Source organism: Algibacter sp. (genome assembly GCF_039977455.1).
Lineage (GTDB): Bacteria > Bacteroidota > Bacteroidia > Flavobacteriales > Flavobacteriaceae > Algibacter_B.
In genome coordinates this window covers 46,057-72,456 of sequence record NZ_JBDWDG010000007.1, presented here as the reverse complement: position 1 = coordinate 72,456, position 26,400 = coordinate 46,057, and the positions used below count along the sequence as shown (strand labels likewise).

The following is a 26,400-nucleotide window of genomic DNA, read 5'->3' as shown; positions in this document are numbered from 1 at the left end:
GGAATGACAAATAAATTATATTATGACAAAAGGAAACATTAATGTATCGGTAGAAAACATCTTCCCACTCATTAAAAAATTCTTGTATAGCGACCACGAAATATTTTTACGTGAGTTAGTTAGTAACGCAACAGATGCTACTTTAAAACTAAAACATTTAACCAATATTGGCGATGCTAAAGTTGAGTATGGTAATCCTGTTATTGAAGTTAAAATTGATAAGGAAGGTAAAAAACTTCATATTATCGATCAAGGTTTAGGTATGACAGCTGATGAAGTTGAAAAATACATTAACCAAGTCGCTTTTTCTGGAGCTGAAGAATTTTTAGACAAGTATAAAGATTCGGCTAAAGATTCTGGAATTATTGGACATTTTGGTCTTGGTTTCTACTCTGCGTTTATGGTTGCAGAAAAGGTTGAAATTATTACAAAATCGTATAAAGATGAGCCTGCTGCGCATTGGACTTGCGACGGATCGCCAGAGTTTACCTTAGAAGCTTCTGATAAAACTGAAAGGGGTACCGAAATTATACTTCATATTGCTGAAGATTCTACTGAGTTTTTAGAAGAGTCTCGTATTTCTGAGTTATTAAACAAGTATAACAAGTTTATGCCAGTTTCAATTAAATTTGGAACAAAGCAAATTAACGACCCAGAGCATACTCCAGAAACAACAAAAGATAAAGACGGTAAGGAAACTACTGAACCGCACAGACAAATTACGGTTGATAACATAATAAACAACCCAAATCCAGCTTGGACAAAACAACCAGCAGAATTAAAGGATGAAGATTATAGCGGATTCTATAGAGAATTGTATCCAATGCAAATGGAAGAGCCGTTATTTAACATTCATTTAAATGTTGATTATCCGTTTAACTTAACTGGTATTTTATACTTCCCAAAAATGTCTAACGACATGCAAATCCAGAAGGATAAAATTCAACTGTATCAAAACCAAGTATTTGTTACCGACAATGTTGAAGGTATTGTTCCAGAGTTTTTAACTATGCTTCGTGGTGTTATTGACTCACCAGATATTCCATTAAACGTATCGCGTTCATATTTACAAGCCGATGGTGCTGTAAAAAAGATTTCGTCTTACATAACTAGAAAAGTTGCCGATAAATTAAAATCGTTATTTAATAATAACCGTGAAGATTTTGAAGCTAAATGGAATGATATTAAAATTGTAATTGAATACGGAATGCTTTCCGAAGAGAAATTCTTCGAAAAATCTGAAGCCTTCACCTTATACCCAACGGTAGATGGAACCTATTACACTTACGATGAGTTATTCAACAAAATTAAAGCAAACCAAACCGATAAGGATGGTAAGTTAGTAATCCTTTATGCTTCAGATAAAGATGCACAACACAGCTACATCGAGTCTGCAAAAGCTAAAGATTACGAAGTTTTATTATTGGATTCTCCAATTGTATCGCATTTAATCCAAAAGTTAGAAAGCACTAAAGAAAACATTACGTTTGCTCGTGTTGATGGCGATCATGTTAATAATTTAATTAAGAAAGAAGAAACAACAATTTCTAAATTAGATGAAGACCAAACTAAAGCTTTAGATGCGTTATTGAAAGAAGTTATTCCTTCTGATAAATTTCAAGTGCAACTAGAAGCTATGGATAGTACAGAAACACCTTTTACTATTACGCAACCAGAATTTATGCGTAGAATGAAAGAAATGCAAGCTACAGGCGGTGGAGGTATGACAATGTTTGGTAACATGCCAGAAATGTACAATGTTATTGTAAATACAAACTCTAAATTAGTGAGCGATATTTTGGCTACAGAAGCTAAAGAGGATAAAGATCGTTTAATTACTCAAAGTTTAGATTTAGCACGTTTATCTCAAGGCTTATTAAAAGGCGAAGAGTTAACAAACTTTATTAAACGTAGTTACGAAATGATTAAATAGTCTGTTTTGTTATTCGCTCGAAGCGAGGACATTTCATAAAATATAACTATAACTTATTTCGCAATCGCGGATGTAATAAAAGCCACCTTGTAAAAACAGGGTGGTTTTTGTTTTAAATAAAACCTTGGCTCATTTTCCTTTGTTAACTTAGCTACTTTGACCAACCAGTTCACCCCTTAATTAGCTCACATTAAAAGATCTACAAAAAAACCAATTATTTTATACAAGCAAATAATATAACATTTATCTTTAGACTATAAAACACCAAATAGAGTATATAAATACAATGTTAACCTGTAACCAAATCTCAGGACAAGACCGCTTAAACAAATAATTAGAATTCTCTATTTATAAAATAATATTAGAAACATGAGTAAGAAAACTTTCGGAACGCTTGCTGGAGTTTTTACACCAACTACCTTAACAATACTTGGTGTAATCATATACATTCGCCAACCATGGGTGGTTGGTAATGCTGGTATTGTTGGTGCTTTGTCCATTTTACTAATTTCGGTTGCCATTACATATACAACAGCATTAAGTTTATCTTCAATTACTACCAATGTTCGCATTGGATCTAGTGGTGCTTTTAGCATCACCTCAAAATCTTTGGGGTTAGAAATTGGAGGCGCGCTATAGGAATTCCTTTTTATATAGCCCAAGCATTGGCTGTTGCCATGTATGTCTTTGGGTTTAGGGAAGGATTAGTCCCCACCTTGCCTTATTTAAATCCTTTAATTCTAGATATTATTATTTTTAATAATTCACAACAGATGAAACACAAGCATTTACTCAAAGAGCTATTCCAACCAAGCCTTAAAATCCTTAACCCGCTCTCTGGCCACAATAACCTCCTGCTCGTTATAGGAGTTTAGTTCTATTTGCAATCGCGAATTGGTATAACTTACCATATCTTTTATGGCATTAATATTTATAAAGAATTTACGATTAATACGAAAAAATGTTTTAGGTTCTAGCTCGTTTTCTAAATGCTCTAAGGTATTATCTAAAAGGTAGTTTCTGCCTTCGTTGGTGTGTAAATAGGTCCCTTTATTTTCGCTATAAAAGCATTCTATATCGTCTATATTTATAAGTTTTAGGTGCTGCCCCACTTTTACCGAAAATCGTTTTTTGTACTCGCGATCGAGTGGATTCACTAATAATTTTTTAATATCGTTAAAATCGAGAGTTACGGCTTGCTTTTTTGGTGTACGCTCTTTGTATTTATTTACTGCATATGTTAAATCGTCGGCGTCAATAGGTTTTAGCAAATAGTCGATACTGTTTAGTTTAAAGGCTTGTAGAGCGTACTCATCGTATGCGGTGGTAAAAATTATGGCAGATTTTATTTCGATAGCTTCGAAAATCTCGAAGGATAAGCCATCGCTTAATTGAATGTCTAAAAATATTAAATCGGGATGCTGATTATTTTGAAACCAATTAACAGCCTCTTCGACTGAATGTAGCATAACTTGAGTTTGTAAATTTAAACTCTTAAGCATACGTTGTAAGCGTCTTGCTGATGGTTTTTCGTCTTCTATTATTATTACATGCATGGATTCGTTTCTTTTAAAATCCTTCTATCATCGCCTTGCCTTCTAGAAGAAAATCGTATTGTTATTTAGTTACTAACCCGCGTTAGGGATTAAGGCATTTGTTTAAGCTCTTTTTGTGTTGTTGCACTTATACAAAAAGTGACTGCCTAACGCCCGCCCCTTGTGGTAACTTCCAAATTAGTTTATTTCCTTTGTTTGTTTTCGTTTTCCATATATTGGTTAATCTTTTTTTCTTCCCACGATTTGCTAAACAAAAGGTTTTTACCAAATACGCCCATAGCATGAAAAACAATTCCTATACCCCAAAAAAACGCTGTTGAAAAGGTACTAAATTGCCAGAACTCTGTACTATTTGAGTTTATAGCTACCACGGTTATTAAGAAAATATTTACCAGTGTGTACCAGAACGCATGCCAATAGAAGCCTTTAAGCACTTTTACTCGTTTTTTGGCACGTAAATAGGCTTGCTCTTTGTCGTAATTGTCTATCGTGTATGGTTCTATATTAGATTTTTGCATGACGTTATTTTTTCTGTTATTGTTACTCCCATTTGTTTTCTTCTTTTCGCATAAGCTCTTCTATTTTGCGTGATTCCCATTTTGAGCCTAAGGCATCTTTAAACACAAATACGCGAAGGGCATGAATAGCTACCCCAATACCCCAAATGACAATGGAATACCAAAACCATTTATAATCCCAATAGGTTTTATAATTTATAAAAATTGTAAAAGGTGTAAATAAAATATAGGCCACAAGGTGCTGGTAAAATCCCTTTATGTTTTGGATGTGCTGGCGTGCCTGCTCTTGCTTTTTGTTGGTTTCGTATTCCGATCTGTTTTCCATTACTACATTTTTTTTTAATCCCAATCGTTTTTATCCTTTCGCATGTACTCTTCCATTTTACGCTTTTCCCAGTTACGACCAAATGCACCGTCGTTTACAAATACTCTAAAAGCTTGAATGGCTAAACCTATACCCCAACCAAACATGGGGAACCAAAACCATTGAAACTCCCAATAAATTCGATAATTAATAAAAATTAAAAACGGAATGACTAAGCAGTAAGATATTAGGCTGTAATAAAAGCCCTTTAATTCATCAACGTGATTTAATGCACGCATGTAACTGTCGTCTAATTTTGAGGCGGAGGGTTTGTTTCTCATAACTGATATTTGTTTAGTAAGCATAGGTATTGACACAGCAAAACGGTTTGCTTCTTTATTTATATTTACTTGTTTGTTTGTTAATAAGCCGTAGCGTTGCATGATATTACTTAACCCAACGCCACTACTCTTTTTTACTATTTGCTTGGGCTGCAGATTATTTTCGACAACCAAATTACCTTGGTATTCGTAAATTCTTATGTGCAATGGTTTACTAGAAGTTACCGTGTTGTGTTTTACAGCATTTTCTAAAAGTAGTTGTAACGATAATGGCACAACCTTACTTTCTGGATTTGATGCGGTTTCGGGCATGGTAAAAACAATACTGTCTTCAAACCGCATTTTAAGCAACGACATGTAGGTTTTGGCAAACTTTAATTCCTCGTTTACGGTTACCAACTCTTTATTTTTTTGCTCTAAAACATAACGATATACTTTGGATAATGATGTTGTAAATTTTTGAGCATTAACAGGGTTCTCTTCAATTAAACTAGTTAATACATTTAAACTATTGAACAAAAAATGCGGATCTAACTGATTTTTTAAAGCATCGAACTTAGCACTTGCTGTTCCCGCAATAACTTTTTGTTCTTTTATTTTATTTTGCTGATACTTGTTATAAAAATAAATAACATGAAAAATAATGACAATCGTTAAAGTTATCCATAAACCAAATTGATAAAACCTAAAATGTTCGTTTCCTAGAAATTCTGAAAACGAAATACCATCGTAAATTATAGCTGTTGATGCTCTTAAAACAAACAGGCCTATTAAGGTTATAATGGTAGACCCAAGGATTCCAACAATAACACGTTTTAACGTATCGTCTTTGTTCCAATTGCGACGCTCCATATAATCGAAAAAAAACAGATTAGAATAACCTAACACAAAGGAATACAACTGATAAAAACTAAAATTGATAAAAAACTCACTAAAATTCTGGAATGTAAAACCACCAGATAATAAATTACCTATAGCAAAGATTATGCACCCAATAACAAAGGCGATGATGATATTTTTATTTGATTTGATCATGATGGTATATAACTAGTACGTTTTACTTCTCTTAAGCGTTCAATAACATTTTTGCTCTATCCGTTTCCCAATTTGAATGCAATGCTGTTTCTGGTTTAAAGTTAGCAAAAAGTTCTATGGCGCGATTTAAATCTTTACAAAATGGCGTGGTATCTTGACTATAATATTTCTTATACCTAAACTATACACGATATTAATTTGAGTCACGTATTATGGTGGCAACCAATTATCTGATTCTACTTTTGCAATATGATCAAACAAATTTGAGCCTTCGGTTAATTGGTTTTGTTCCTATAAACCAAAAACTATTTACATACCTATTTCATAATTTGTTTGTGCAAAAACTAATTCTGAAATTAATAGGGTTGCGATAATAAATAATTGATTCATGATTGATTGCTTAAATTTGATGAAACAAATATCCAACACAACTATATGTTAAAAAAAAACAACTTACCGAATTGTAATTTTTTAATACTGAATTGTAACATGCACTAATATATAACCAAAAAAAATAGGCTGTTTGATTTATTATCAAACAGCCTATTTATAATTTAAATAGTCTCACATCAAAATCTATTAACCTCCATCATACTTAAAAAATATAGGCACTGCGTAAGCTACCTTTACTGGTTTACCACGTTGTTTCCCAGGTTGCATTTTTGGTAATTTCCCTATAATACGTTCGGCTTCTTTTTGCAAAATTTGATCTGGACCTCTAGATCGAATACCAGTAATATAACCCGTTTTGTCTATTACAAAAATTACGGATACTCGGCCTTGAATACCTAAATCTAAAGCAGCTTGAGGATATTCAAAATTACTAGTAACATGGGCTAAAATCTTTTTTTGAAAACAATCCTTAGTTGCTTGTTTAGACAAACCTTCGCAACCAGGAAATACCGGTACATCTTCTATAACAGCGAAGGCAACCTGTACATCTTCTTCTATTTCATCAACAACCACATCCCCAACATCTACAATACGTTCTTCAATAGCATCGGATTGATCAACTTCTGTACTCTCTATGATTGTTTCTTCAATTTCAACCGCATCATCAACAATCTCAACCGATTCGCTAATGGCAGCAGGCGGTGGCGGCGGCGGCGGCGGCGGTGTATTCATGGTAACAATTGGAATTTCTTCTTCAATTTCACCTTCCATCTCTACAATTTCGATATCCACTTCTTCTTTATCATAAGTTCTATATTCTAAAGCTTGCCATGATAAAAACAACATTAAATTTAGTCCAATAGCAAAATAAATGCTGCTATTTCGTCCTATTTCTAGGTTAGGATTTTTTTTAACTTCCATAACATTTAATATTAACAGATGGCTTTTTACTTCATTAAGCCATACTAATTTCAACACGATAAAATTATTGCATCTTCAATTAATCAACTATGATATTTGTCATATCCTAAAATAGATTACGCTTTTAATTTAATTTGATAATCATTCCCAATTTTAAAGTTTAATTCCCTTCAAAATATCAGAAAAAATGGTATTTTCATGTCACTTGCATAAACGTTTCTAGGCAGGGTGTGTTATCTTTGTAATACAGCATTTGAATAAAATCGCATATAAAATGAAACTAAAATATTTTTCAATAGCCCTATTACTTCTTCTTTTTAATTGTAATGAAACAAAGGAGGTTAGTTCGCTGCACCATGAAAATTGGTCGAAACGAAAGGCAAACATAAAGGCAACAGATTCTCTAATATTTGGAAAATCTTATTTATCAATATATTCACAAATTTATAGTGTGTCTGAGCATGTCACCCATAATTTAACGGTTATGGTTAGCCTAAGAAACACAAGCGATTTAGACACTATTTACCTTTTAAAAGCAAATTACTACGATTCTCATGGCAAACCTGTAAAAACGTATTTTAAAGATCCTATTTATTTAGGGCCCATGGAAACTACCGAAATTATAATTGGAGAAAAAGATGTTACGGGAGGTACAGGATCAAATTTTATATTTGAATGGCAAACGCCTAAAAACTGTCCAGAACCTCTGTTTGAAGGTATTATGAATTCTACCAAGGGACAACAAGGCTTATCATTTACAACACAGGCAAAACGTATACAATAATTATGAGTGAAGTTTTAACTACTGTATTTTTTATTTTTGCAGTTATCGACCCTATTGGTAGCATCCCGGTATACCTAGAAGCCACCAAGGATTTCGATTTAAAACACAAAAAGAAAATTGCTATTCGAGCATCAATAATCGCTTTTTTTATTCTGTTATTTTTTATTGTTATTGGACAATTAATATTAGAGGGTATGGCCGTTTCATTAGATGCTTTTCAAATTTCTGGTGGGGTTATTCTATTTCTTTTTGCATTAACCATGATATTTGGGGATGGAAAACCGGAGGAAGAAAAAAGCCAGATTACCGATTATAAACACGTTACCATTTTCCCAATTGCCATTCCTTCAATAGCTTCTCCAGGTGCAATTATGGCAGTGGTTTTACTAACGGATAATCATATAAAAACTTTCCAACAACAAACCACAACAACACTACTTGTTCTATTTGTTACAGGCATTACCTGCTTAATCTTACTAACAGCCAACCATTTACAAAAACGCATTGGTAGTTATGGTATTACTGTAATTAGTAAAATTATGGGATTAATTTTGGCATCTTATGCTGTGCAAAGCATACTAAGCGGTATTAGCGATTATTTTGGCTATGTTTAAAACGCTTTAAAACCGCTACCGGTTTTGTGAACGTGTTATGCAAAAGCAACTTTCAAAATATTTAATTACCAAACTGTAAAAATAGGTATGACGAATTAAAATTGTAATCTAATACAATATAAAAAATCGAATAGCATAATGAGATATAGGTAGAAATGACGCCTTTTCTCTATTAAGGCTGATAAAAATATTATATTGGAAACATAGTAAACAAAAAAAAAGCTTTCAATAAATTGAAAGCTTTTTGTGACCTCGACTGGATTCAAACCAGTAACCTCTTGAGCCGTAATCAAGTGCGCTATTCAGTTGCGCCACGAGGCCTTTTTTGTGGGTGCAAATATACATTTTTTTATAAAAAACTACCAAATTTTTTCTTTCAATTTAAATAAAATTTAAAAACCGCTTTTTACACCCCTTACAACAATTACAAAAACGAGCATATAATCCCCTAATAATGCACCACTTAACTTTACAAGAAAGGTGAAGAAGAAAAATCTAATTCTTACTCTACTTCTAGCTACTTTTATTTTTTAGTTGTAATTATGTAATAAAACAAGGTATTTAGAGCAATCAAAATCAAGAAAATGCTACGCAACAACATCTTAAAACTATTAATACTAATAAAAAAACAGCTCTTTTTTGAATATTAGGTATACTAGAAAATAAGTTTTGGCAAACGCTAATAAACTTAAGTTTATAAATACATGTATACTGATAAAAATCATATTTAATAAAAACAACTGTTGATATATTTACATCTGTTTAAAATAACAAAACATTTTTTATATGATATCTCAAAACATAGCCTTATACAGCTGGAGTATCGGTGTTATAATGATCGCTATTTTCGGGCTAGTTTGCCTAATCTTAGTTGGAATTTTGATAAACTTTATGATGGGAGGCAAAAAAAAAGATAATGATACCCCTAAGGAGAACTAAAAACATATTCATTTTACTTTATTAAGGAGTACATTAAAAATGCACTCCTTTTTTTATGCCCGTTTTTTTTTATCTTTTAGTCTATCAAAACATAATTTAATTAGTTTTTTACGATTCTATTTAATAATAATTTTCAAAAAACAATTTAATTTAAAAGCATGCTAAATCGTGTTGCTTTTTATAGTAAAACAGCGCCATTTTAAAGATCTGTGTTGTATTTTTATGCTCAAAATTTTAGGCTATGGAGGATATGCTCTTTTACGATAGATTACAGTTTGCATTTACTATCACATTTCATTATATATTTCCGCAATTAACCATGGGATTATCTTTATTGATAGTCTTTCTTAAAGGTAAATATTTACTATCAAAAATTGAAAAATTTAATAATGCTGCAAAATTTTTAATGAAAATTTTTGCTGTTAATTTTACAATGGGAGTAGTAACAGGTATTCCTATGGAATTTCAATTTGGCACCAATTGGGCAAAGTTTTCAGAATTGACAGGCAGTATCATTGGTCAAACTTTAGCCATGGAGGGCATGTTTTCATTCTTTTTAGAATCTTCTTTTTTAGCACTCTTTATTTTCGGTGAAAAACTCATGGGACAAAAACTACATTTCCTAACTGGCTTTTTAGTCTTTTTAGGCTCTTGGGCAAGTGGTTGGTTTATTTTGGCTACAAACGCTTGGATGCAACACCCTGTAGGCTATGAAATATTAGAAAACGGAAAATTTGTTCTTAATAATTTTGGCGATCTTTTTACTAACCCTTGGCTTTTACCAGCTTTTTTGCATAACCAATTAGCGTCTGTAGTAACATCTTCTTTTGTTATTGCTAGTATAGGTGCATTTTACGTGTTAAGAAATAAGCAAACCGAATACGGGAAACTATTTTTAAAAACAGGTATAATTTTTGGTTTGGTATCTAGTGTATTAGTTGCTTTCCCTACAGGAGATTGGAATGCTAAAAACGTTGCAGAATATCAACCAGCAGCTTTTGCTGCTATGGAAGGCATTTTTGAAACCGAAGAAGCGGGAGCTGAAATTGTGCTTATTGGGCAACCAAATATGGTAGATAAAAAACTAGATAATAAAATTGCTGTACCAAACATACTAAGTTTTTTAACCCATCAAGATTGGAATAAACAAATTCCAGGAATGGATCAATTTATTGAAAAAGAATTACCAAGTAATATTCCTGCCCTTTACTATTCATATCATATAATGGTAGGCTTAGGCACCATTTTTATAGGTGTTATGGCATTAGCGCTTTTCTTTTTATGGCAAAAAAAATTATACGATTTAAAACCCTTGTTATGGACCATAATGTTTTTAGTTCCATTTCCCTATATAGCAAACCTAACAGGTTGGTACACTGCAGAATTAGGAAGACAGCCTTACCTAGTTTATGGGGTATTAAAAACTAGCGAAGGTATTTCTCCAACAGTATCATCAGGTAACACATTATTTACTTTACTTGGCTTTGTTGCTTTATATATGCTATTAGGTTTATTATTTTTAGTATTAGTAGGCAAAACTATTAACGAAGGCCCAACACCTAAAACACATTAATTATGGAAATATTTTGGTACATAGCAATAGGAATTGTTTTAACTGTTTTTTTTATTTTAGACGGCTATGATTTTGGAGCAGGAATCATTCATTTATTTTTTGCTAAAAAGGAAGAAGATAAAAAGGTTATTACAAAATCTGCGGGTTTATTTTGGGATTCCAATGAGGTTTGGTTAGTTGCTGCTGGTGGGATGCTCTTTATGGCATTCCCCACATTTTACGCCTCCGTTTTTAGTGGTTTTTATTTACCCTTAATTATCGTTTTATGGTTAATTATTTTTAGAGCCATTGGTTTAGAATTTAGAGGGCAATTCAAATATCAAATGTGGAAAGACATTTGGGATAAATCCTTTGGAGTTTCCAGCCTATTATTAGCCCTATTTTTTGGTATCGCTTTAGGTAATATCGTGAGAGGAGTAAATTTAGGCAGTGTAGAAAACGGAGTCTCTGCCCATGAAGGTCATTATTTTTTCTTACCCTTATGGGATAGCAGTTTTAGCCCATTAACTGAGCATCCTGGAGTTATTGATTGGTTTACAATTATTATAGGGTTAATAGCAGTGGTAACATTAGCCATTCATGGAGCTAATTGGGTGGTTTTAAAAACAAATTCATCAATAAATTTAAAGCTAAAAAACGTCATTTTTAAATTGAATATTGTACTTACTATCCTTACAGCCTTCTCTTTATATGTGTGGCAAATGGTTAATCCTAATTCTTTAGATAATTTTATTCATAGGCCCTACTTAATTGTTTTTCCTATTATTTATTTAACTGGATTAATAGGATTATTTTTTATAAAAAAAATTAAAAAAGATAGTCATGCTTTTGTATTATCATCTTTATTAATAATAGGTGGAATAACATCGTCTTTAGCGTCTTTATTTCCGGTAATATTACCCTCTATCAATGGAACTCATGAGCATTTAACCATTTACAATACAGCTGCATCTGAATATAGTTTGTCGGTTGCAATGATTTGGGGAATCATTGGTTTTACCCTTCTTTTTGTTTACATGATAATTCAAAAAAGATTAATGAGCGGGAAGGTGGATAAAATGGATTATGGACATTAGTAAAACTTACTATAATGACAGGGACTTTAATTTCATTAATTAGTATTTGTTTTGGAATATTAGGGGCTAATAGTTTAGGTTTTATTTTAAAAAAGTATTCCTTTGGTCCTATAGGCAACACTATAATAGGGGTTTTTGGCAGTGTTTTTTTAATTAAATCGTTTGGAAGATTAGGTTTTGACCCTTGGTCCATAATGCACAATGAAAATTTCCACTTTGGATTATTTATTACCAATTGTGTAGTCTCATTTCTAGGAGGTCTTTTAGGACTTTTAATCCTAAAACTAATAGTACTTAAAATAAACAACTCAAAAGGTTAATTTCCTTTTATGCGTGTCCATAAATCGGATAACAATTGTTTAGCATCCCTATTATTTTTAGGCATTTCTATAAATTTAACATCACCAAACTTGTCTACATCTATCCTATACTTAAAAACAAAATTATCCGATTTCGGCTCTAAACCTAACAATCCAAATCGCAAATCATTAAAATAAAGTGAATCATTATTTTTAGTAATTGTATACCAACCTTCCGAAATGGCAATCATTCGGTTCACTTTTTCATTTTTAACCAAATCGCCTAACAAATAATGATCCTTAGGGTAGCTTTCAAAGCTAATTGGTTGTGAATCAAAAAACGAATAATGTCCTAATAAATAAGCGCTTTCGGTTTCTACATTGGCACTCCAGAGAATGGTGTTTAAGGGTGAAGGCCTAGTATCCATATCTAAATATGCTATATCTTGTATTGCTAAATCAGATTCAAATTTAATGTATGCAACCCACTTTAAAAGTAGGGTTATCGCTAAATAAGATGTGCTAATTATTAACCCCATTTTATTATAAAAACGACGTTTTGCTGTGGTGCGTTTTTGTCGCATAGCCAATATTAGAAACACCAAAAAAGGGATGGTGTACAAAGGATCGATAACAAATATGGTTTTAAAAGCTAATCGCATGTCTAAAGGCCAAAACAATTGAGTGCCCCAAGTGGTATGTGCATCTAAAATTGGGTGTGTTACAAATGACCAAAAGAATAACCACGACCAGTCCTTAAATTTTTTATAGGTTTCGTATCGTGATACCAGCCATCCAAAAAGAGGGGCAAAAAGCACAGAAAACACAATAGAATGAGTAAACCCACGATGTATGGCAAGTGCTGAAACGGTATCTGTAAAGTGAGAAGCAAATACATCAAAATCAGGAATAGTTCCTGCAATAGCACCATAAAGCATCGCTTTGTTGCCCACTTTTTTACCCAAAACAGCTTCTCCTACAGCTGCTCCTAATACTATTTGTGTTAGTGAATCCATATGGTTGGTAAAAATAAGTTAAGCAAAGTAGAACACACAACAATCTTTAATATTATCATCTTTTTTGATGGGTAACTAATGTTACTTAGACTAGAGTTCATCCCTTGTACATTTGTATGACAATTAAATTATTGATGAAAAAATATATTTATATCCCCATAGTACTTTTAGTTTTAGGTTTTAGTATGAAGGCCCAAGAAGTATTGCCAATTACGAAATCGGAGATACTCTCAAGAGTTTCGGAAAACAATATAAACATTAAAATTTCTGAAGAAAAATTTAAGCAAGCTAGAGCAGATTACCGTCAAACTAACGCTGTGTTTTTACCAAATATTTCAGCAAGTCATACAGGAATTGCAACTACGAACCCTTTAATGGCCTTTGGTTCTAAATTGAACCAGGAAATTTTAACCCAAAATGATTTTAGTCCTGCATTATTAAATGCCCCTTCGCAAATTGAAAATTATGCAACAAAGTTTGAATTTCAACAACCATTAGTAAACTTAGATGGTATTTACCAACGTAAGGCCGCTAAATCTAAAATGGATGCCATGTCTTTAAAATCAACACGGACACAAGATTATTTGGCTTTTGAAGTAAAGAAAGCTTATATGCAATTACAATTGGCTTATAAAGCGGTTGCTGTTTTAGAAAAAGCATTAGAAGCTACAAATGCAAATAAAAAATTAGCAGATAATAGATTTAGGCAAGGCTATTTACAACACGCAGATGTTTTGAATATTGAAGTACGCGTTACTGAAGTTCAAAACCAGCTGCAAACCGCTAAAAGTAATGTGCAAAACGCATCCAACTACTTGTCTTTTTTAATGAATGATGAAACCTATGTAATTTACACACCAACTGATGAATTAATGGTTACAACTTTTAAGGTGGAAGACATAAAGGTTTCAGAAAATCGTTCAGATATTAAAGCTATGCAATTAGCATCTATTGCCTATAAAGCTATAAATAAAGCCGATAAAATGGCGTTTTTACCAAGATTAAATGCTTTTGGTAGTTATGAGTTATATGATAATCAAGTTTTTCAAGGCGATGCTAATGGGTATTTGTTTGGAGCACAATTAAGTTGGGATATATTTCAAGGCTCTAAACGTTTTGGAAAAGCGCAAAAAAGTAAAGCAGAATTTGAAAAATCAAAACTAGAATTCCAACAATATGTATCACAAAGTAATTTAGAATTAAACAAAGCCAAACGTGCTTTTTTAGATGCCGCAAATAAGTTAAAACTAAACACTTTAGCTTTAAAACAATCGGAAGAATCTTTACGAATTAGAACCAATAGATTTAAAGAAGGCCTAGAAAAAACTTCCGATTTATTAATGGCTGAAACACAATATGCGCAAAAGCAATTGGAATACTTTCAAACCATTTTTGAATACAATTATGCACAAGCATACTTACAATTTTTAACTAAAGAATAAAAGAGAAATAAGAGCATTAGAACCAAGAAAGAGCTTTGATTTTTAGAGTCTAAATGTATAAATAGTTTCACACTAAGCTTGTCTAAGTGTCTTAAATAAAAAATAATAACCATGAAAAAAATATATGCAATCCTAACACTATTTGTAGCGCTATTAGTAGTAAGTTGTGGAAGTGAAGACAAAAAAACAGTGGTAGATAATTCGCCTGCAATTAGCGTAAAAACTAGTCCAGTAACCGCTAATAGGAATAGTCCTTTTTTATCTGTAAGCGGAAAAATACAAGCCACTAAAAGTGCAGATTTAAGCACGAGAATGATGGGTTATGTAAATAAAGTACATGTAAACGTTGGTGATAAAGTACGTAAAGGGCAATTACTAGTCTCCATAAATAATAGTGATTTACAAGCTAAAAAAGCACAGGTGAATGCTGGTATTACCGAAGCAACAGCTGCTTTTAATAATGCACAAAAAGATTATAATCGTTTTAAAAACTTATTTGCAGATAATAGCGCATCACAAAAAGAAATGGATGATATGACTGCTAATTTTGAAATGGCAAAAGCGCGTTTAGAGTCTGCTAAACAAATGAAAAACGAAATCAACGCACAATTTGCCTACAGTAATATAACTGCTCCTTTTAGTGGAACAATTACTAGTAAAAATGTGGAAGCTGGAAATATGGCAAATCCTGGAGTAGTATTAATAAGTATGGAAACGCCTGGAAGTTTTGAAGTGATGGCAATGGTACCAGAAACAGAAATTTCTAAAATTAAAACAGGAAGCATTGTAGATGTATTGGTGAAATCTATTAATAAAACTTTAAATGGAAAAGTAACAGAAGTGAGTACATCTGCTAAAAACACAGGTGGACAATACCTAGTGAAAATAGATTTAGATAAAACCGAAGCCAATATTTTATCAGGCATGTTTACTACAGTACAATTTCCGGTGGAACGAAAAACAACCACATCTATGGTTTTAATTCCAACAGATGCTATTGTAACCAACGGACAATTATCTGGTGTGTATACCGTAAGCCAAAGCAATACAGCGTTATTACGTTGGTTGCGTTTGGGTAGAACTTTTGGGGATCAAGTGGAAGTCTTATCTGGTTTAAATGCAGACGAAGCTTACATTGTTTCTGCCGAAGGAAAACTCTTTAATGGTGCTAAAATAAGCCCATCCTCAGTCCTTCTCAAAGGGAAGGAAGCCAATACGGAATCAAACTAAAAAAAAAGTATTAATTAAAATTTACCCGTTCAGTTTTTCCCCCTTTGGGGGAATTAAAGGGGCCTATTATGAAAGAAGGAATCGCAGGTAAAATTGCCAAAATCTTTATGCAGTCTAAGCTTACAGTGCTTTTAATGATTGTATTTATGGTGGTTGGTGTGTACAGTTCGTTTTTAATTCCGCGTGAGGAAGAGCCGCAAATCGATGTGCCAATGGCAGATATTTTTGTAGGTTATCCTGGAGCAAGTCCTACCGAAGTGGAGTCGCGTGTGATTAAGCCTTTAGAGCAATTAATTTCGAATATTAAAGGTGTGGAATATGTGTATTCTACGTCTATGAAAGAGCAAGGTATGGTCATCGTGCAGTTTTATGTTGGCGAAGATATTGAACGTTCTTTTGTGAAATTATACAACGAAATTAATAAGCACATGGACCAAATGCCTGCAGGTGTGACGTTTCCGTTAGTAAAAACACGTGCTATTGATGATGTGCCAATGTTAGGGTTAACGCTGTGGAGTGAAAACTACAACGACTACCAATTAAGCCAAATGGCACAAGAGTTAGAAGCCGAAATTAAAAAGGTAAACGACGTTGCTATTACGCATAAAATAGGAGGAAGAGATCGTCAATTACGTGTGGTTTTAGATAAAGATAAATTAGCTGCTAGCGGTTTAGATTTCTTGTCGGTTTCTGAAATGATTAAAGCCAATAATAGCCAATTAAGTGCTGGAAGTTTTGATAAAAGTGATACCGAGTTTTTAGTAAATACAGGTACCTTTTTAGCGTCTGTAACAGATGTTGAAAATTTAGTTGTTGGTGTACAGCAAAACCAACCTATTTATTTAAAACAAGTAGCTAAAATTATTGATGGTCCAGAAGTCCCACAAAACTACGTGAGTTTAGGTTTTGGAAAAGGTAGTGTAAAATCTGCTGAGTACAAATCGGAATATCCAGCAGTTACTATTTCTGTTGCTAAAAGAAAAGGTGCTGATGCTATGAAAATAGCAGAAGTAATTATAGATAAAGTAGATCATTTACGTACCACTTTAATTCCAGATGATGTACATGTAGAAATTACGAGAAACTACGGAGAAACAGCGTCTCATAAAGTATCAGAATTACTGTGGCACCTTATCGGTTCTATATTTGCAGTAACGCTTGTTGTTATGCTAGCAATGGGTTGGCGTGGTGGATTGGTCGTGTTTTTATCGGTACCAATTACCTTTGCTTTAACGTTGTTGAGCTATTATATGATGGATTACACACTCAACCGAATTACCTTATTTGCGTTGGTATTTGTAACCGGAATTGTAGTAGATGACTCGATTATTATTGCCGAAAACATGCACAGGCATTTTAAAATGAAACGTTTGCCATTTAAACAAGCAGCTTTGTATGCGATAAATGAAGTTGGGAATCCTACTATTTTGGCAACATTTACTGTGATAGCATCTGTTTTACCTATGGCTTTTGTTTCTGGATTAATGGGACCTTATATGGCGCCAATGCCAATAGGAGCTTCTATAGCTATGATTTTATCTCTATTTGTTGCATTAACTATTACACCATATTTAGGGTATATTTTTTTAAGAGAAAAAGATAAACCTGCCCGTCCGGCAGGCGGGAAAGGAGTAGAAGAGAAACCAGAAAAAGCAGTCGAAGACACGCTTATTTATAGAGTTTATAACAAGTTTGAAAGACCTCTTTTAGAAAGTAAAGCGAAACGATGGTTGTTTTTAGGAGGAACTTTTGTAATTCTCATGGGAACAATGGTGTTGTTTTATACCAATTCGGTGGCTGTAAAAATGTTGCCTTTCGATAATAAGAACGAATTTCAAGTTGTAATTGATATGCCAGAAGGCACAACGCTAGAACGTACAGGTGTTGTGGCTCAAGAAGTATCGCAATATTTATCGACTCGTCCAGAGGTGGTTAATTATCAAAACTACGTTGGTACATCTGCACCAATTACATTTAACGGATTGGTACGTCATTATGATTTACGAGGAGGATCTAATATGGCAGATATTCAAGTGAATTTATTAGATAAAGAAGATCGCTCTGCGCAAAGTCATGATATTGCTAAATTGTTGCGTCCAGATATTCAAAGCATTGCTGCTAAGTATAATGCAAACATCAAGTTGGTAGAAGTACCACCAGGACCTCCGGTATTGTCCACTATTGTAGCAGAAGTATATGGTCCAGATTATAACGAGCAAATTAGGATTGCTAATAGCGTGCAAGAGATATTAAAGAACACAGCAGATGTGGTAGATATCGATTGGATGGTAGAAGATGATCAAACCGAATACCAATTCGATATCAATAAGGAAAAAGCCATGTTATATGGTGTTGCTCCACAGCAAATTGCCTACACGATGCATATGGCACTTTCTAACCGAGCCATTACTAATTTGTATGATGAAGATGCTGTAAACCAAGTTGGTTTGGTATTGGCTTTAGATGAAAAGGAAAAATCGACTATTACTGATATTTCACAATTAAAAGTAAAATCAAAACAAGGTAATATGGTGCCAATTGCAGATTTGGTAACGATTACTGAAACAATTGCAGCAAAAAGTATTTACCGTAAAAATCAAAAACGTGTGGTTTATGTTATGGCAGATATGGCTGGCGCATTAGAAAGTCCTGCCTATGCCATTTTAGGAATGGAAGAAAAATTAAAAGAAATACCATTACCTAAAGGCTATACTATTAATGAAATGTATTTAGGTCAACCAGAATTTGAAGATGATTATACTGTAAAATGGGATGGAGAATGGCAAATTACCTTAGAAGTTTTTAGAGATTTAGGAATAGCCTTTTTAGGCGCAATTATTCTTATTTATATCTTAATTGTAGGATGGTTTCAAAACTTTAAAGCACCAATTGTTATGATGGTGGCTATACCATTATCTTTAATAGGAATTATTCTTGGGCACTGGATTATGGGAGCATTCTTTACAGCAACGTCATTTATTGGTATGATAGCTTTAGCTGGAATCATGGTGCGAAACTCGGTATTATTAATTGATTTTATCAATTTACGAACAGCAGAAGGCGTGCCACTTAAACAAGCTGCTATTGAAGCAGGAGCAGTGCGTACAACACCTATTTTGTTAACAGCAGGAACGGTTGTGATTGGGGCATTTGTAATACTATTTGATCCTATTTTTCAAGGATTAGCCATCTCATTAATGGGAGGAACTATTGTATCTACAGTGTTAACATTATTAGTTGTTCCGTTAGTGTATTATATGATAGAGAAGAAGAATTATAAATAGAGTTTTTATGCTTCCAAATCAGTCTATCCGAAGAAAATTTAAAAATAGAAATCATGAAATTAGTAATAGTTACAGCGGTAGAAGAATTTCAAAAAGCGGTTTTAAAGCTTTTTAAAAATGCCAATATTCACAATTTTAGTAGTTCTGATATTGATGGTTTTAAAAATGGTTCATCCATAGCCATGGCTACTAGTTGGTTTCCTGGTGATGTTTTTGGGAATGAATCGCGTTTGTTTTTCTCGTTTACCGAATCCGAAAATATAGATACGTTATTTGGTTTAATAAAAGAATTTAACGCAAAATTAGAAACCAATAATCCTTTAAAAGCGGTTGTGGTTCCTATTGAAAAATTTATATAAACTTAAAAAAGAATCAAAATGTTAAATACATATTTTCGAGTTATTGTGGGCACCATGGTATTACTAAGTGTGGTACTTACAGTTTATGTAAACCCTAATTGGATGTGGTTTACTGTATTTATTGGTGTAAACCTAATTCAATCTGCCTTTACCAAATGGTGTTTGTTAGAAACGATATTGGTTAAGTTAGGCGTAAAGAAAGAAGATGACAGTTGTTCTTCTTGTTAAACAAAAGGCTCTTTTTTTTAATTAAAATAGAGTTAGAATGGTTAAAACCTGAGATATCAAAGTTATAATTATTATTTTTGGGTATGACTAAGAATTTACTAGAACAAAAATTTTCTCATACACTAGATAACGATTTAATTTCAGAGATTTCTGAAAAAGGAATATTAAAAAAATTCAAAAAAGATGATATTATTATTGATATCAATCAAACCCTGAATTACATCCCTTTATTATTAACAGGCGATATTAAAATTATTAGAGAAGATAACGAGGGCAACGAGTTACTTATTTATTTCCTAGAAGCTGGAGATACCTGTACTATGTCGCTAACCTGTTGTTTAGGCACCACAAAAAGTAAAATTAGAGCGGTAGCCGAAAAAGATTCCACGCTTATCCTTGTACCGGTTCAAAACATGCAAAAGTGGTTTCACAATAACGAAAGTTGGAGAAATTTCATACTACAAAGCTATCAAATCCGTTTCGACGAAATGCTAGAAGCTATAGACAGTCTTGCCTTCCTAAAAATGGACGAGCGCCTTTATAAATACCTTAAAAATTTAGCCATGGTCGATGAATCGAAAACAATTTCTATAAAGCATCAAGAAATTGCTGAAGATTTAAACAGTTCTCGGGTTGTTATTTCAAGACTACTAAAAAAATTAGAAAACGAAAACAAAATAAGACTAGGCCGAAATAAAATAGTTGTTATTTAATTCGTGTCGGTGCTAACAAAAGATGGTGGGGATTGGAGTATGTATTAAACAAAGTCGAAAGGCTAAATAACCACCTTCCGTCTTCATCGGGCTGTGGGCTTTCCATCCCAATCCCTAGAACAGCTATATGCTGTCTACCATAAAATCACTTGCAAAAGGAAAACCACAAAAAGTATCTGACTCAAAACTAACCAATTAGGCATCATTAAGTAACTTTTATTACATAAAAAAGCAAACTTCCTTGTAAATTTGCATTAAATTATCAGGTATGCAATATATTTTAAACCCTTGGCCGTGGTATGTTTCAGGTCCACTGATTGCCCTTGTTATGGCATTATTACTCTACTTTGGCAAAACATTTGGTATGTCGTCAAACTTACGCACTATGTGCTCAATAGCAGGAGCAGATAAATTTTCAGACTATTTTAAATTCAATTGGAAAAGTCAATTATGGAATTTAACCGTAGTACTCGGTGCCATTATTGGTGGTTTTATAGCTGTTAAATTTCTATCCAATGATAGTTCAACACAATTAAACCCAACAACCATTTCAGAACTTAAAGACATGGGGTTCCAAAACCCAGGAGCCACCTTACTCCCTAACGAAATGTTTAGTTTAAGCGCAATATCATCACCTAAAACCTTAATTCTTTTAATTGTTGGAGGCATTTTAGTTGGCTTTGGCACCCGTTACGGTAACGGGTGTACTTCTGGTCATGCCATTACAGGCTTAAGCAGTTTACAAAAACCATCGTTAATTGCTGTAATAGGCTTTTTTATTGGTGGATTAATTATGACCAATTTTATATTACCCTTAATCTTTTAATACTAAGAAATGAGTTGCAGTAAAATCAAATCATTTCAATAACATTATTAGCAAGTTACATTCAACAACTTTTTCAAATAAATAATAATAATAAATGAAAATTTTAAAATTTCTTTTAGTCGGGATATTTTTCGGAATAGTATTGGTAAAATCAGAAGCCGTTTCTTGGTTTCGCATTTACGAAATGTTTAGGTTTCAATCATTTCACATGTATGGTATTATAGGTACAGCCATTGCATCAGGTATTCTATTTTTACAAATAGCAAAAAAAGGTTATATAAAAAGTATAAAAGGCGCAGATATTTTTGTTCCTAAAAAAGAAAAGGGACTAGTACGATACATTATGGGAGGTACTATTTTTGGCTTAGGTTGGGCATTAATTGGAGCCTGTCCTGGCCCCATGTATATTCTTTTAGGCACCGGTGTTTGGAGTATGCTTATTGTAATTGCCGCCGCCATTTTAGGCACATTTCTTTACGGCCTTTTACAAAACAAACTTCCTCATTAAATGAGTACAACCGAAACCTTAGGTTACGTAGGCGCACTTGTTGTTGGTTTAGTTTTAGGACTTATTGGCGGAGGTGGTTCTATACTAACAGTACCCCTGTTGGTTTATCTTTTAGGTTATAACCCCATAGTAGCAACGGCCTATTCTCTTTTTGTAGTTGGCATTACCTCCATGGTAGGTACATATCAAAAATACAAAAAAGGACTAGTAGATATTAAAACAGGGGTAGCCTTCTCATTCCCTTCTTTTGTAGCCGTATATTTATCAAGACGTTTTTTAGTTCCTGGAATTCCAGAAATTTTATTTTCATCGGATAACTTCCAGCTATCAAAGGGTATGGGGATTATGATTTTCTTCGCCTTTATAATGTTGTTAGCCTCCTTTTCCATGATAAAGAAAGGCAAAGAAAAAATCATATCATTACATCCTCAACCTTATTACAAAACATTTATACAAGCTATAATTATTGGAACTATAACAGGTGTTGTAGGTGCTGGTGGTGGTTTTTTATACGTTCCTGCTCTAGTTATATGGGCAAACATTCCCATGAAAAAAGCGGTAGGAACCTCATTAATAATTATTACAATTAATTCCTTAATTGGTTTTACAGGAGATGTACAAACTTTGGATATAGAATGGGTATTCCTACTAACCTTTACCATAATTTCAATTATAGGGATTTTAATAGGTATATTCCTTTCTAAATTTATTAGCGGTAAAAAACTAAAAAAGAGTTTTGGATTTTTCGTTATTATTATGGCAGTTTATATCATTTTTAAAGAGTTAATATAGTATTAATCGTAATAGATATTACAAACCATTAGTTTAAGGTTTTGTAATTTAGTAAAGTAGAATAAGTAATTGAATAGATTTCCTTTTTATAGGAAATATAAAACAGTATTTACAATGCAAATAGAACAAATATATACAGGTTGTTTAGCTCAAGGAGCATATTATATAGAATCGAATGGGGAAGTAGCTATTATCGATCCATTACGCGAAACCCAACAGTATGTTGATAAAGCGAACAAAGAACACGCCAAAATCAAATATATTTTTGAAACGCATTTTCATGCCGATTTTGTTTCTGGTCATGTCGATTTAGCTAAAAAAACAGGTGCTAAAATTATTTATGGTCCAGGTGCCGAAACTGACTACGATATTCATTCAGCAAAAGATAATGAAGAGTTTAAATTAGGCGATGTTATTATTAAAGTACTACACACCCCTGGCCACACCTTAGAATCCTCTACATTTTTACTCATTGATGAAAACGGAAAAGAACACGCCATTTTTTCTGGAGACACATTATTTTTAGGCGATGTAGGAAGGCCTGATTTAGCAATTAAATCTGATTTAACCAAAGAAGATTTAGCAGCCATGTTATACGACTCTTTACGAGAAAAAATAATGCCCCTTCCAGACGATGTTATTGTTTATCCTGCCCATGGAGCAGGTTCGGCTTGCGGTAAAAACTTAAGTAAAGAAACCGTTGGCGTTTTAGGAGATCAAAAGAAAACTAACTATGCGTTACGAGCAGACATGACCAAAGCCGAATTTGTAAAAGAAGTGTTAGATGGTATTTCACCAGCACCTCAATATTTTGCAAAAAATGCCATGATGAACAAGTCTGGTTATGATTCGTTTGAAAATGTTTTAAAAAAAGGAGACACGCCATTAAGTCCAGAACAGTTTGAAAACATAGCAAATCATGAAAACGCTTTAGTTTTAGATGTTAGGACGGAAAAAGAATTTGTTAAAGCACATATCCCAAACTCCATTTTTATTGGGTTAAACGGTGGATTTGCCCCATGGGTTGGCGTTTTAATAACCGATTTAAAACAACCTATACTCTTGGTTACTCCTAAAGGGAGGGAGGAAGAAACTGTAACACGTTTATCGCGTGTTGGATACGATAATACATTAGGATATTTAGAAGGCGGAATGGAGGCATGGAAAAAATCTGGAAAAGATATTGAAACTATAAAATCTATATCTGTAGATGAATTTTCTAAGGATTATAACAACAAACCTATTAATGTATTAGATGTTAGAAAAGATGGTGAATATAAATCTGAACACTTAAAAGGGGATCATGTACAACATTTTGCGTTAGATTATATTAACGATAATATGAGTGCAATCAATAAAGACAAAACGTATTATGTACATTGTGCAGGCGGTTACCGTTCTGTTATTGCAGCTTCTATTCTAAAAGCTCGTGGATTTGATAATTTAATTGATATTGCTGGTGGATTTGGAGCGATTAAGAAAAATGACTTACCGGTTACCGACTTTGTTTGCCCAACAACATTTTAAAAATTAAATAATTTAAAAGGTTGTTCTTAAATTTAACTGCATAACGCTCACAATTCAGTTAAATTTTATGCAGCCTTTTAAATAATCTCTGCACTTAAGCCCGCATCTAAAAGCATTGAGCAACGTGGTTTTAAATCTTTTAACTCTCCTGTTTTAACTGTACACTTCCCTTTGTAATGCACAAGAATAGCGCATTGTTCTGCTTGTTCGGCAGTATGCTCACAGGCGTAAATAAGGGTCTCAATAACATGATCAAAGGTGTTAACATCATCATTAAACAATACGATCTCATTTTGAGTTAATACGGCTTCTTCAAGTAATAATTCTTCTGATGCTTTTTCTTTTATACTCATAATTAAATAATCTTTTGAGGATTAATAACTGTACTAATTTATAAATTTTAACGATACCCAATTGTTTCTTTCTAATTTTTCTTCAAATTTTAACAGATGTTTTTCGCATTCATTTTGAATCATTGGAATATCATCGGCATAAAATCCGCTTAAAAACAGCACACCATTTTTATTTAAACAAGACACATAAGTTTCCATATCTTGCATTAAAATATTACGATTTATATTAGCAATAATTACGTCGTATTTATTTTTTAAAACTGACGCATCACCCTCAATTACCGTGATATCCTTACAATTATTACGCTCAACATTTTCTAAACTGTTTACGTAACACCAATTATCATAATCAATAGCATCAATTGGATTTGCGCCCTTCATTTCTGCTAGAATAGCTAAAACTCCGGTTCCACAACCCATATCTAAAACTGATTTCCCTTCAAAATCGTTTTTTAAAATATGCTGAATCATCATGTGTGTCGTTTCATGATGGCCGGTCCCAAAACTCATTTTCGGTTCTATAATAATATCGTATTTAGTATCGAACTTTTCATGAAATGGTGCACGAACTGCACAAACATTATCCACTACAATAGGATTAAAATTCTTTTCCCATTCTTCATTCCAATTGGTTTGTTCTATCTCTTCAAAAGTATATTCAATTTTAAATTCGTCTGAATTTATAATTTGAATATCATCTAGAATATTTTCATGCCATTCTTCCTTTTGAATGTAAGCCGTAGCACCATCTTCGGTTTCTACAAAACTTTCAAAACCTGCATAACCTAATTCTGCAATTAGAATTTCTACTGCGGGCTGAAGAGGTTGTACTTTAAAATAGTAACCGATATAGATTGTATTGGACATGTGTAAAGTTATTTAACAGGCGGAAAAGCCTACGTTAGCGATTGAAATGAAAAGCCCACAGCTATACCGATTTTTTTATCGGGATAGTGAGGACTTGTAATGTAAAGCGCGACCCCGATTTTTCATCGGGGTAACGCCCAAATTATTTTTATTTTTTAAAACGCGTTTACTATAGCAAAAAAGTCTTCTGCATTAAGTGCAGCGCCACCAATTAAACCACCATCAACATCTGGCTTAGAGAAAATCTCTTCAGCATTTGCCGGTTTTACGCTACCTCCGTAAAGGATTGAAACCTCATCAGCAATATCGTTTCCATACTTATCTGCCAATGTTGCTCTTATAAATGCATGCATATCTTGTGCTTGCTCCGGGCTAGCAGTTTCGCCTGTACCAATGGCCCAAACAGGCTCGTAGGCCAATACTATATTTTGAAATGCCGCAGCTCCTAAATGGAATAAGGCGTTTTTAATTTGCAGTCCTACTACGGTTTCTTCATTTCCTGCCTTTCTATCGGCTAATTCTTCTCCAAAACAGAAAATAACACGCATACCTTTTGCTAAAGCTGCATCTACTTTTTGGGCAAGAAGCTCATCAGTTTCATTAAAATATTCACGACGCTCGCTATGACCTAAAATAACGGTTTCTATACCAATACTTTTTAACATAGCTGCGCTAATTTCACCTGTATAAGCACCACTTTCTGCGAAATGCATATTTTGTGCTATAACTTCTATATTCGCTCCTTTAAGTGAATTATAAGCTTGCCATAAGTTTGTAGCGGTTGGTGCTACCATTACTTCGGCATCTGTTGTTTTTGTTTGCTTTTTTAATGCCGCTATTAACGCTTCGGTTTGCGCTAAATCATTATTCATTTTCCAGTTACCGGCTACAATTTGTTTTCTCATAATATTTTAATATTCTAGATTTTATACTAAACAAGCTTTAATTATTTGCTAATAGAACAAAAAT

At 33.2% G+C, this 26,400-nt stretch carries 26 protein-coding genes and 1 tRNA gene; 17 read left to right on the top strand and 10 right to left on the bottom strand.

What is annotated here, in order from left to right; translation table 11 throughout:
- The first annotated feature begins 22 nt into the window (after positions 1 to 22).
- Positions 23 to 1,933 (top strand): molecular chaperone HtpG, encoded by a 1,911-nt coding sequence (htpG, locus tag ABJM36_RS01525; RefSeq protein WP_348448446.1) that lies wholly within the window; start codon positions 23 to 25, stop codon positions 1,931 to 1,933.
- A gap of 369 nt (positions 1,934 to 2,302) precedes the next feature.
- Positions 2,303 to 2,572, top strand: coding sequence for a hypothetical protein (locus ABJM36_RS01520; protein ID WP_348448444.1), 270 nt, complete (start codon positions 2,303 to 2,305; stop codon positions 2,570 to 2,572).
- A 161-nt stretch (positions 2,573 to 2,733) separates the two neighbouring features.
- Here the strand turns inward: ABJM36_RS01520 and ABJM36_RS01515 are convergent, their stop codons facing one another.
- The 5 genes from ABJM36_RS01515 to ABJM36_RS01495 form a co-directional block, all read right to left on the bottom strand.
- Positions 2,734 to 3,489 (bottom strand): LytTR family DNA-binding domain-containing protein, encoded by a 756-nt coding sequence (locus tag ABJM36_RS01515; RefSeq protein WP_348448442.1) that lies wholly within the window; start codon positions 3,487 to 3,489, stop codon positions 2,734 to 2,736.
- A gap of 182 nt (positions 3,490 to 3,671) precedes the next feature.
- Positions 3,672 to 4,007 (bottom strand): 2TM domain-containing protein, encoded by a 336-nt coding sequence (locus tag ABJM36_RS01510; protein WP_348448440.1) that lies wholly within the window; start codon positions 4,005 to 4,007, stop codon positions 3,672 to 3,674.
- Positions 4,008 to 4,029: 22 nt separating this feature from the next.
- Entirely contained in the window at positions 4,030 to 4,332 is a 303-nt protein-coding gene (locus ABJM36_RS01505) for a 2TM domain-containing protein (protein ID WP_348448438.1), read from the bottom strand.
- Between the two features lie 14 nt (positions 4,333 to 4,346).
- Positions 4,347 to 5,687, bottom strand: a complete 1,341-nt coding sequence (locus tag ABJM36_RS01500) for a histidine kinase (protein ID WP_348448436.1) — start codon at positions 5,685 to 5,687, stop codon at positions 4,347 to 4,349.
- Positions 5,688 to 6,266: 579 nt separating this feature from the next.
- On the bottom strand, positions 6,267 to 7,001 hold the full coding sequence (locus tag ABJM36_RS01495; RefSeq protein ID WP_348448434.1) for an energy transducer TonB: 735 nt from the start codon (positions 6,999 to 7,001) through the stop codon (positions 6,267 to 6,269).
- Positions 7,002 to 7,275: 274 nt separating this feature from the next.
- Between ABJM36_RS01495 and ABJM36_RS01490 the strand changes: the two genes are divergently transcribed.
- Both ABJM36_RS01490 and ABJM36_RS01485 read left to right on the top strand, forming a co-directional pair.
- A complete protein-coding gene (locus ABJM36_RS01490; protein WP_348448432.1) occupies positions 7,276 to 7,785 on the top strand; it encodes a DUF3124 domain-containing protein in 510 nt (169 codons plus the stop codon).
- Positions 7,786 to 7,787: 2 nt separating this feature from the next.
- Positions 7,788 to 8,399 carry a MarC family protein gene (locus tag ABJM36_RS01485; RefSeq protein ID WP_348448430.1) on the top strand — a complete coding sequence of 204 codons (612 nt, stop codon included), beginning with the start codon at positions 7,788 to 7,790 and terminating at the stop codon, positions 8,397 to 8,399.
- Positions 8,400 to 8,646: 247 nt separating this feature from the next.
- Here ABJM36_RS01485 and ABJM36_RS01480 read toward each other — a convergent pair.
- A tRNA-Arg gene (locus ABJM36_RS01480) sits at positions 8,647 to 8,720 on the bottom strand.
- An 859-nt stretch (positions 8,721 to 9,579) separates the two neighbouring features.
- Here ABJM36_RS01480 and ABJM36_RS01475 point away from each other — a divergent pair.
- From ABJM36_RS01475 to ABJM36_RS01465, 3 genes are read left to right on the top strand one after another with little or no spacing between them, the layout of a single operon-like run.
- Positions 9,580 to 10,911, top strand: a complete 1,332-nt coding sequence (locus ABJM36_RS01475) for a cytochrome ubiquinol oxidase subunit I (RefSeq protein WP_348448428.1) — start codon at positions 9,580 to 9,582, stop codon at positions 10,909 to 10,911.
- 2 nt (positions 10,912 to 10,913) lie between these two features.
- Positions 10,914 to 11,987 carry a cytochrome d ubiquinol oxidase subunit II gene (cydB, locus tag ABJM36_RS01470; RefSeq protein WP_348448426.1) on the top strand — a complete coding sequence of 358 codons (1,074 nt, stop codon included), beginning with the start codon at positions 10,914 to 10,916 and terminating at the stop codon, positions 11,985 to 11,987.
- A gap of 14 nt (positions 11,988 to 12,001) precedes the next feature.
- Positions 12,002 to 12,307, top strand: coding sequence for a hypothetical protein (locus tag ABJM36_RS01465; RefSeq protein WP_348448424.1), 306 nt, complete (start codon positions 12,002 to 12,004; stop codon positions 12,305 to 12,307).
- Here the strand turns inward: ABJM36_RS01465 and ABJM36_RS01460 are convergent.
- The gene (locus tag ABJM36_RS01460; protein ID WP_348448422.1) at positions 12,304 to 13,302 is read right to left on the bottom strand and encodes a metal-dependent hydrolase; all 999 of its coding nucleotides are present in this window, start codon (positions 13,300 to 13,302) and stop codon (positions 12,304 to 12,306) included. The genes ABJM36_RS01465 and ABJM36_RS01460 overlap by 4 nt on opposite strands.
- 134 nt (positions 13,303 to 13,436) lie before the next feature.
- On the opposite strand from ABJM36_RS01460, the gene ABJM36_RS01455 reads away from it, so the two are divergent.
- From ABJM36_RS01455 to ABJM36_RS01410, 10 genes are all read left to right on the top strand, one after another.
- Positions 13,437 to 14,744, top strand: a complete 1,308-nt coding sequence (locus ABJM36_RS01455; protein ID WP_348448420.1) for a TolC family protein — start codon at positions 13,437 to 13,439, stop codon at positions 14,742 to 14,744.
- Between the two features lie 111 nt (positions 14,745 to 14,855).
- Positions 14,856 to 15,974 carry an efflux RND transporter periplasmic adaptor subunit gene (locus tag ABJM36_RS01450; protein WP_348448418.1) on the top strand — a complete coding sequence of 373 codons (1,119 nt, stop codon included), beginning with the start codon at positions 14,856 to 14,858 and terminating at the stop codon, positions 15,972 to 15,974.
- Between the two features lie 68 nt (positions 15,975 to 16,042).
- Positions 16,043 to 19,258, top strand: a complete 3,216-nt coding sequence (locus tag ABJM36_RS01445; protein ID WP_348448416.1) for an efflux RND transporter permease subunit — start codon at positions 16,043 to 16,045, stop codon at positions 19,256 to 19,258.
- 53 nt (positions 19,259 to 19,311) lie between these two features.
- A complete protein-coding gene (locus tag ABJM36_RS01440; protein WP_348448414.1) occupies positions 19,312 to 19,617 on the top strand; it encodes a hypothetical protein in 306 nt (101 codons plus the stop codon).
- A gap of 18 nt (positions 19,618 to 19,635) precedes the next feature.
- A complete protein-coding gene (locus ABJM36_RS01435; RefSeq protein ID WP_348448412.1) occupies positions 19,636 to 19,845 on the top strand; it encodes a DUF2892 domain-containing protein in 210 nt (69 codons plus the stop codon).
- A gap of 83 nt (positions 19,846 to 19,928) precedes the next feature.
- A complete protein-coding gene (locus tag ABJM36_RS01430; protein ID WP_348448410.1) occupies positions 19,929 to 20,558 on the top strand; it encodes a Crp/Fnr family transcriptional regulator in 630 nt (209 codons plus the stop codon).
- Positions 20,559 to 20,826: 268 nt separating this feature from the next.
- Positions 20,827 to 21,384, top strand: coding sequence for a YeeE/YedE thiosulfate transporter family protein (locus tag ABJM36_RS01425; RefSeq protein WP_348448408.1), 558 nt, complete (start codon positions 20,827 to 20,829; stop codon positions 21,382 to 21,384).
- A 94-nt stretch (positions 21,385 to 21,478) separates the two neighbouring features.
- Complete coding sequence (locus ABJM36_RS01420; protein WP_348448406.1) at positions 21,479 to 21,892, top strand: DUF6691 family protein; 414 nt, start codon at positions 21,479 to 21,481, stop codon at positions 21,890 to 21,892.
- Positions 21,893 to 22,684 carry a sulfite exporter TauE/SafE family protein gene (locus ABJM36_RS01415; protein WP_348448404.1) on the top strand — a complete coding sequence of 264 codons (792 nt, stop codon included), beginning with the start codon at positions 21,893 to 21,895 and terminating at the stop codon, positions 22,682 to 22,684.
- A 114-nt stretch (positions 22,685 to 22,798) separates the two neighbouring features.
- Positions 22,799 to 24,211: an MBL fold metallo-hydrolase gene (locus ABJM36_RS01410; protein WP_348448402.1), complete on the top strand. Its 1,413-nt coding sequence runs from the start codon at positions 22,799 to 22,801 to the stop codon at positions 24,209 to 24,211.
- Positions 24,212 to 24,288: 77 nt separating this feature from the next.
- Here ABJM36_RS01410 and ABJM36_RS01405 read toward each other — a convergent pair whose 3' ends face one another.
- From ABJM36_RS01405 to tpiA, 3 genes are all read right to left on the bottom strand, one after another.
- On the bottom strand, positions 24,289 to 24,564 hold the full coding sequence (locus tag ABJM36_RS01405; protein WP_348448400.1) for an ATP-dependent Clp protease adaptor ClpS: 276 nt from the start codon (positions 24,562 to 24,564) through the stop codon (positions 24,289 to 24,291).
- A 33-nt stretch (positions 24,565 to 24,597) separates the two neighbouring features.
- Positions 24,598 to 25,431: a 50S ribosomal protein L11 methyltransferase gene (prmA, locus tag ABJM36_RS01400; protein WP_348448398.1), complete on the bottom strand. Its 834-nt coding sequence runs from the start codon at positions 25,429 to 25,431 to the stop codon at positions 24,598 to 24,600.
- 155 nt (positions 25,432 to 25,586) lie between these two features.
- Positions 25,587 to 26,336, bottom strand: a complete 750-nt coding sequence (tpiA, locus tag ABJM36_RS01395) for a triose-phosphate isomerase (RefSeq protein WP_348448396.1) — start codon at positions 26,334 to 26,336, stop codon at positions 25,587 to 25,589.
- Between the last annotated feature and the right edge of the window lie 64 nt (positions 26,337 to 26,400).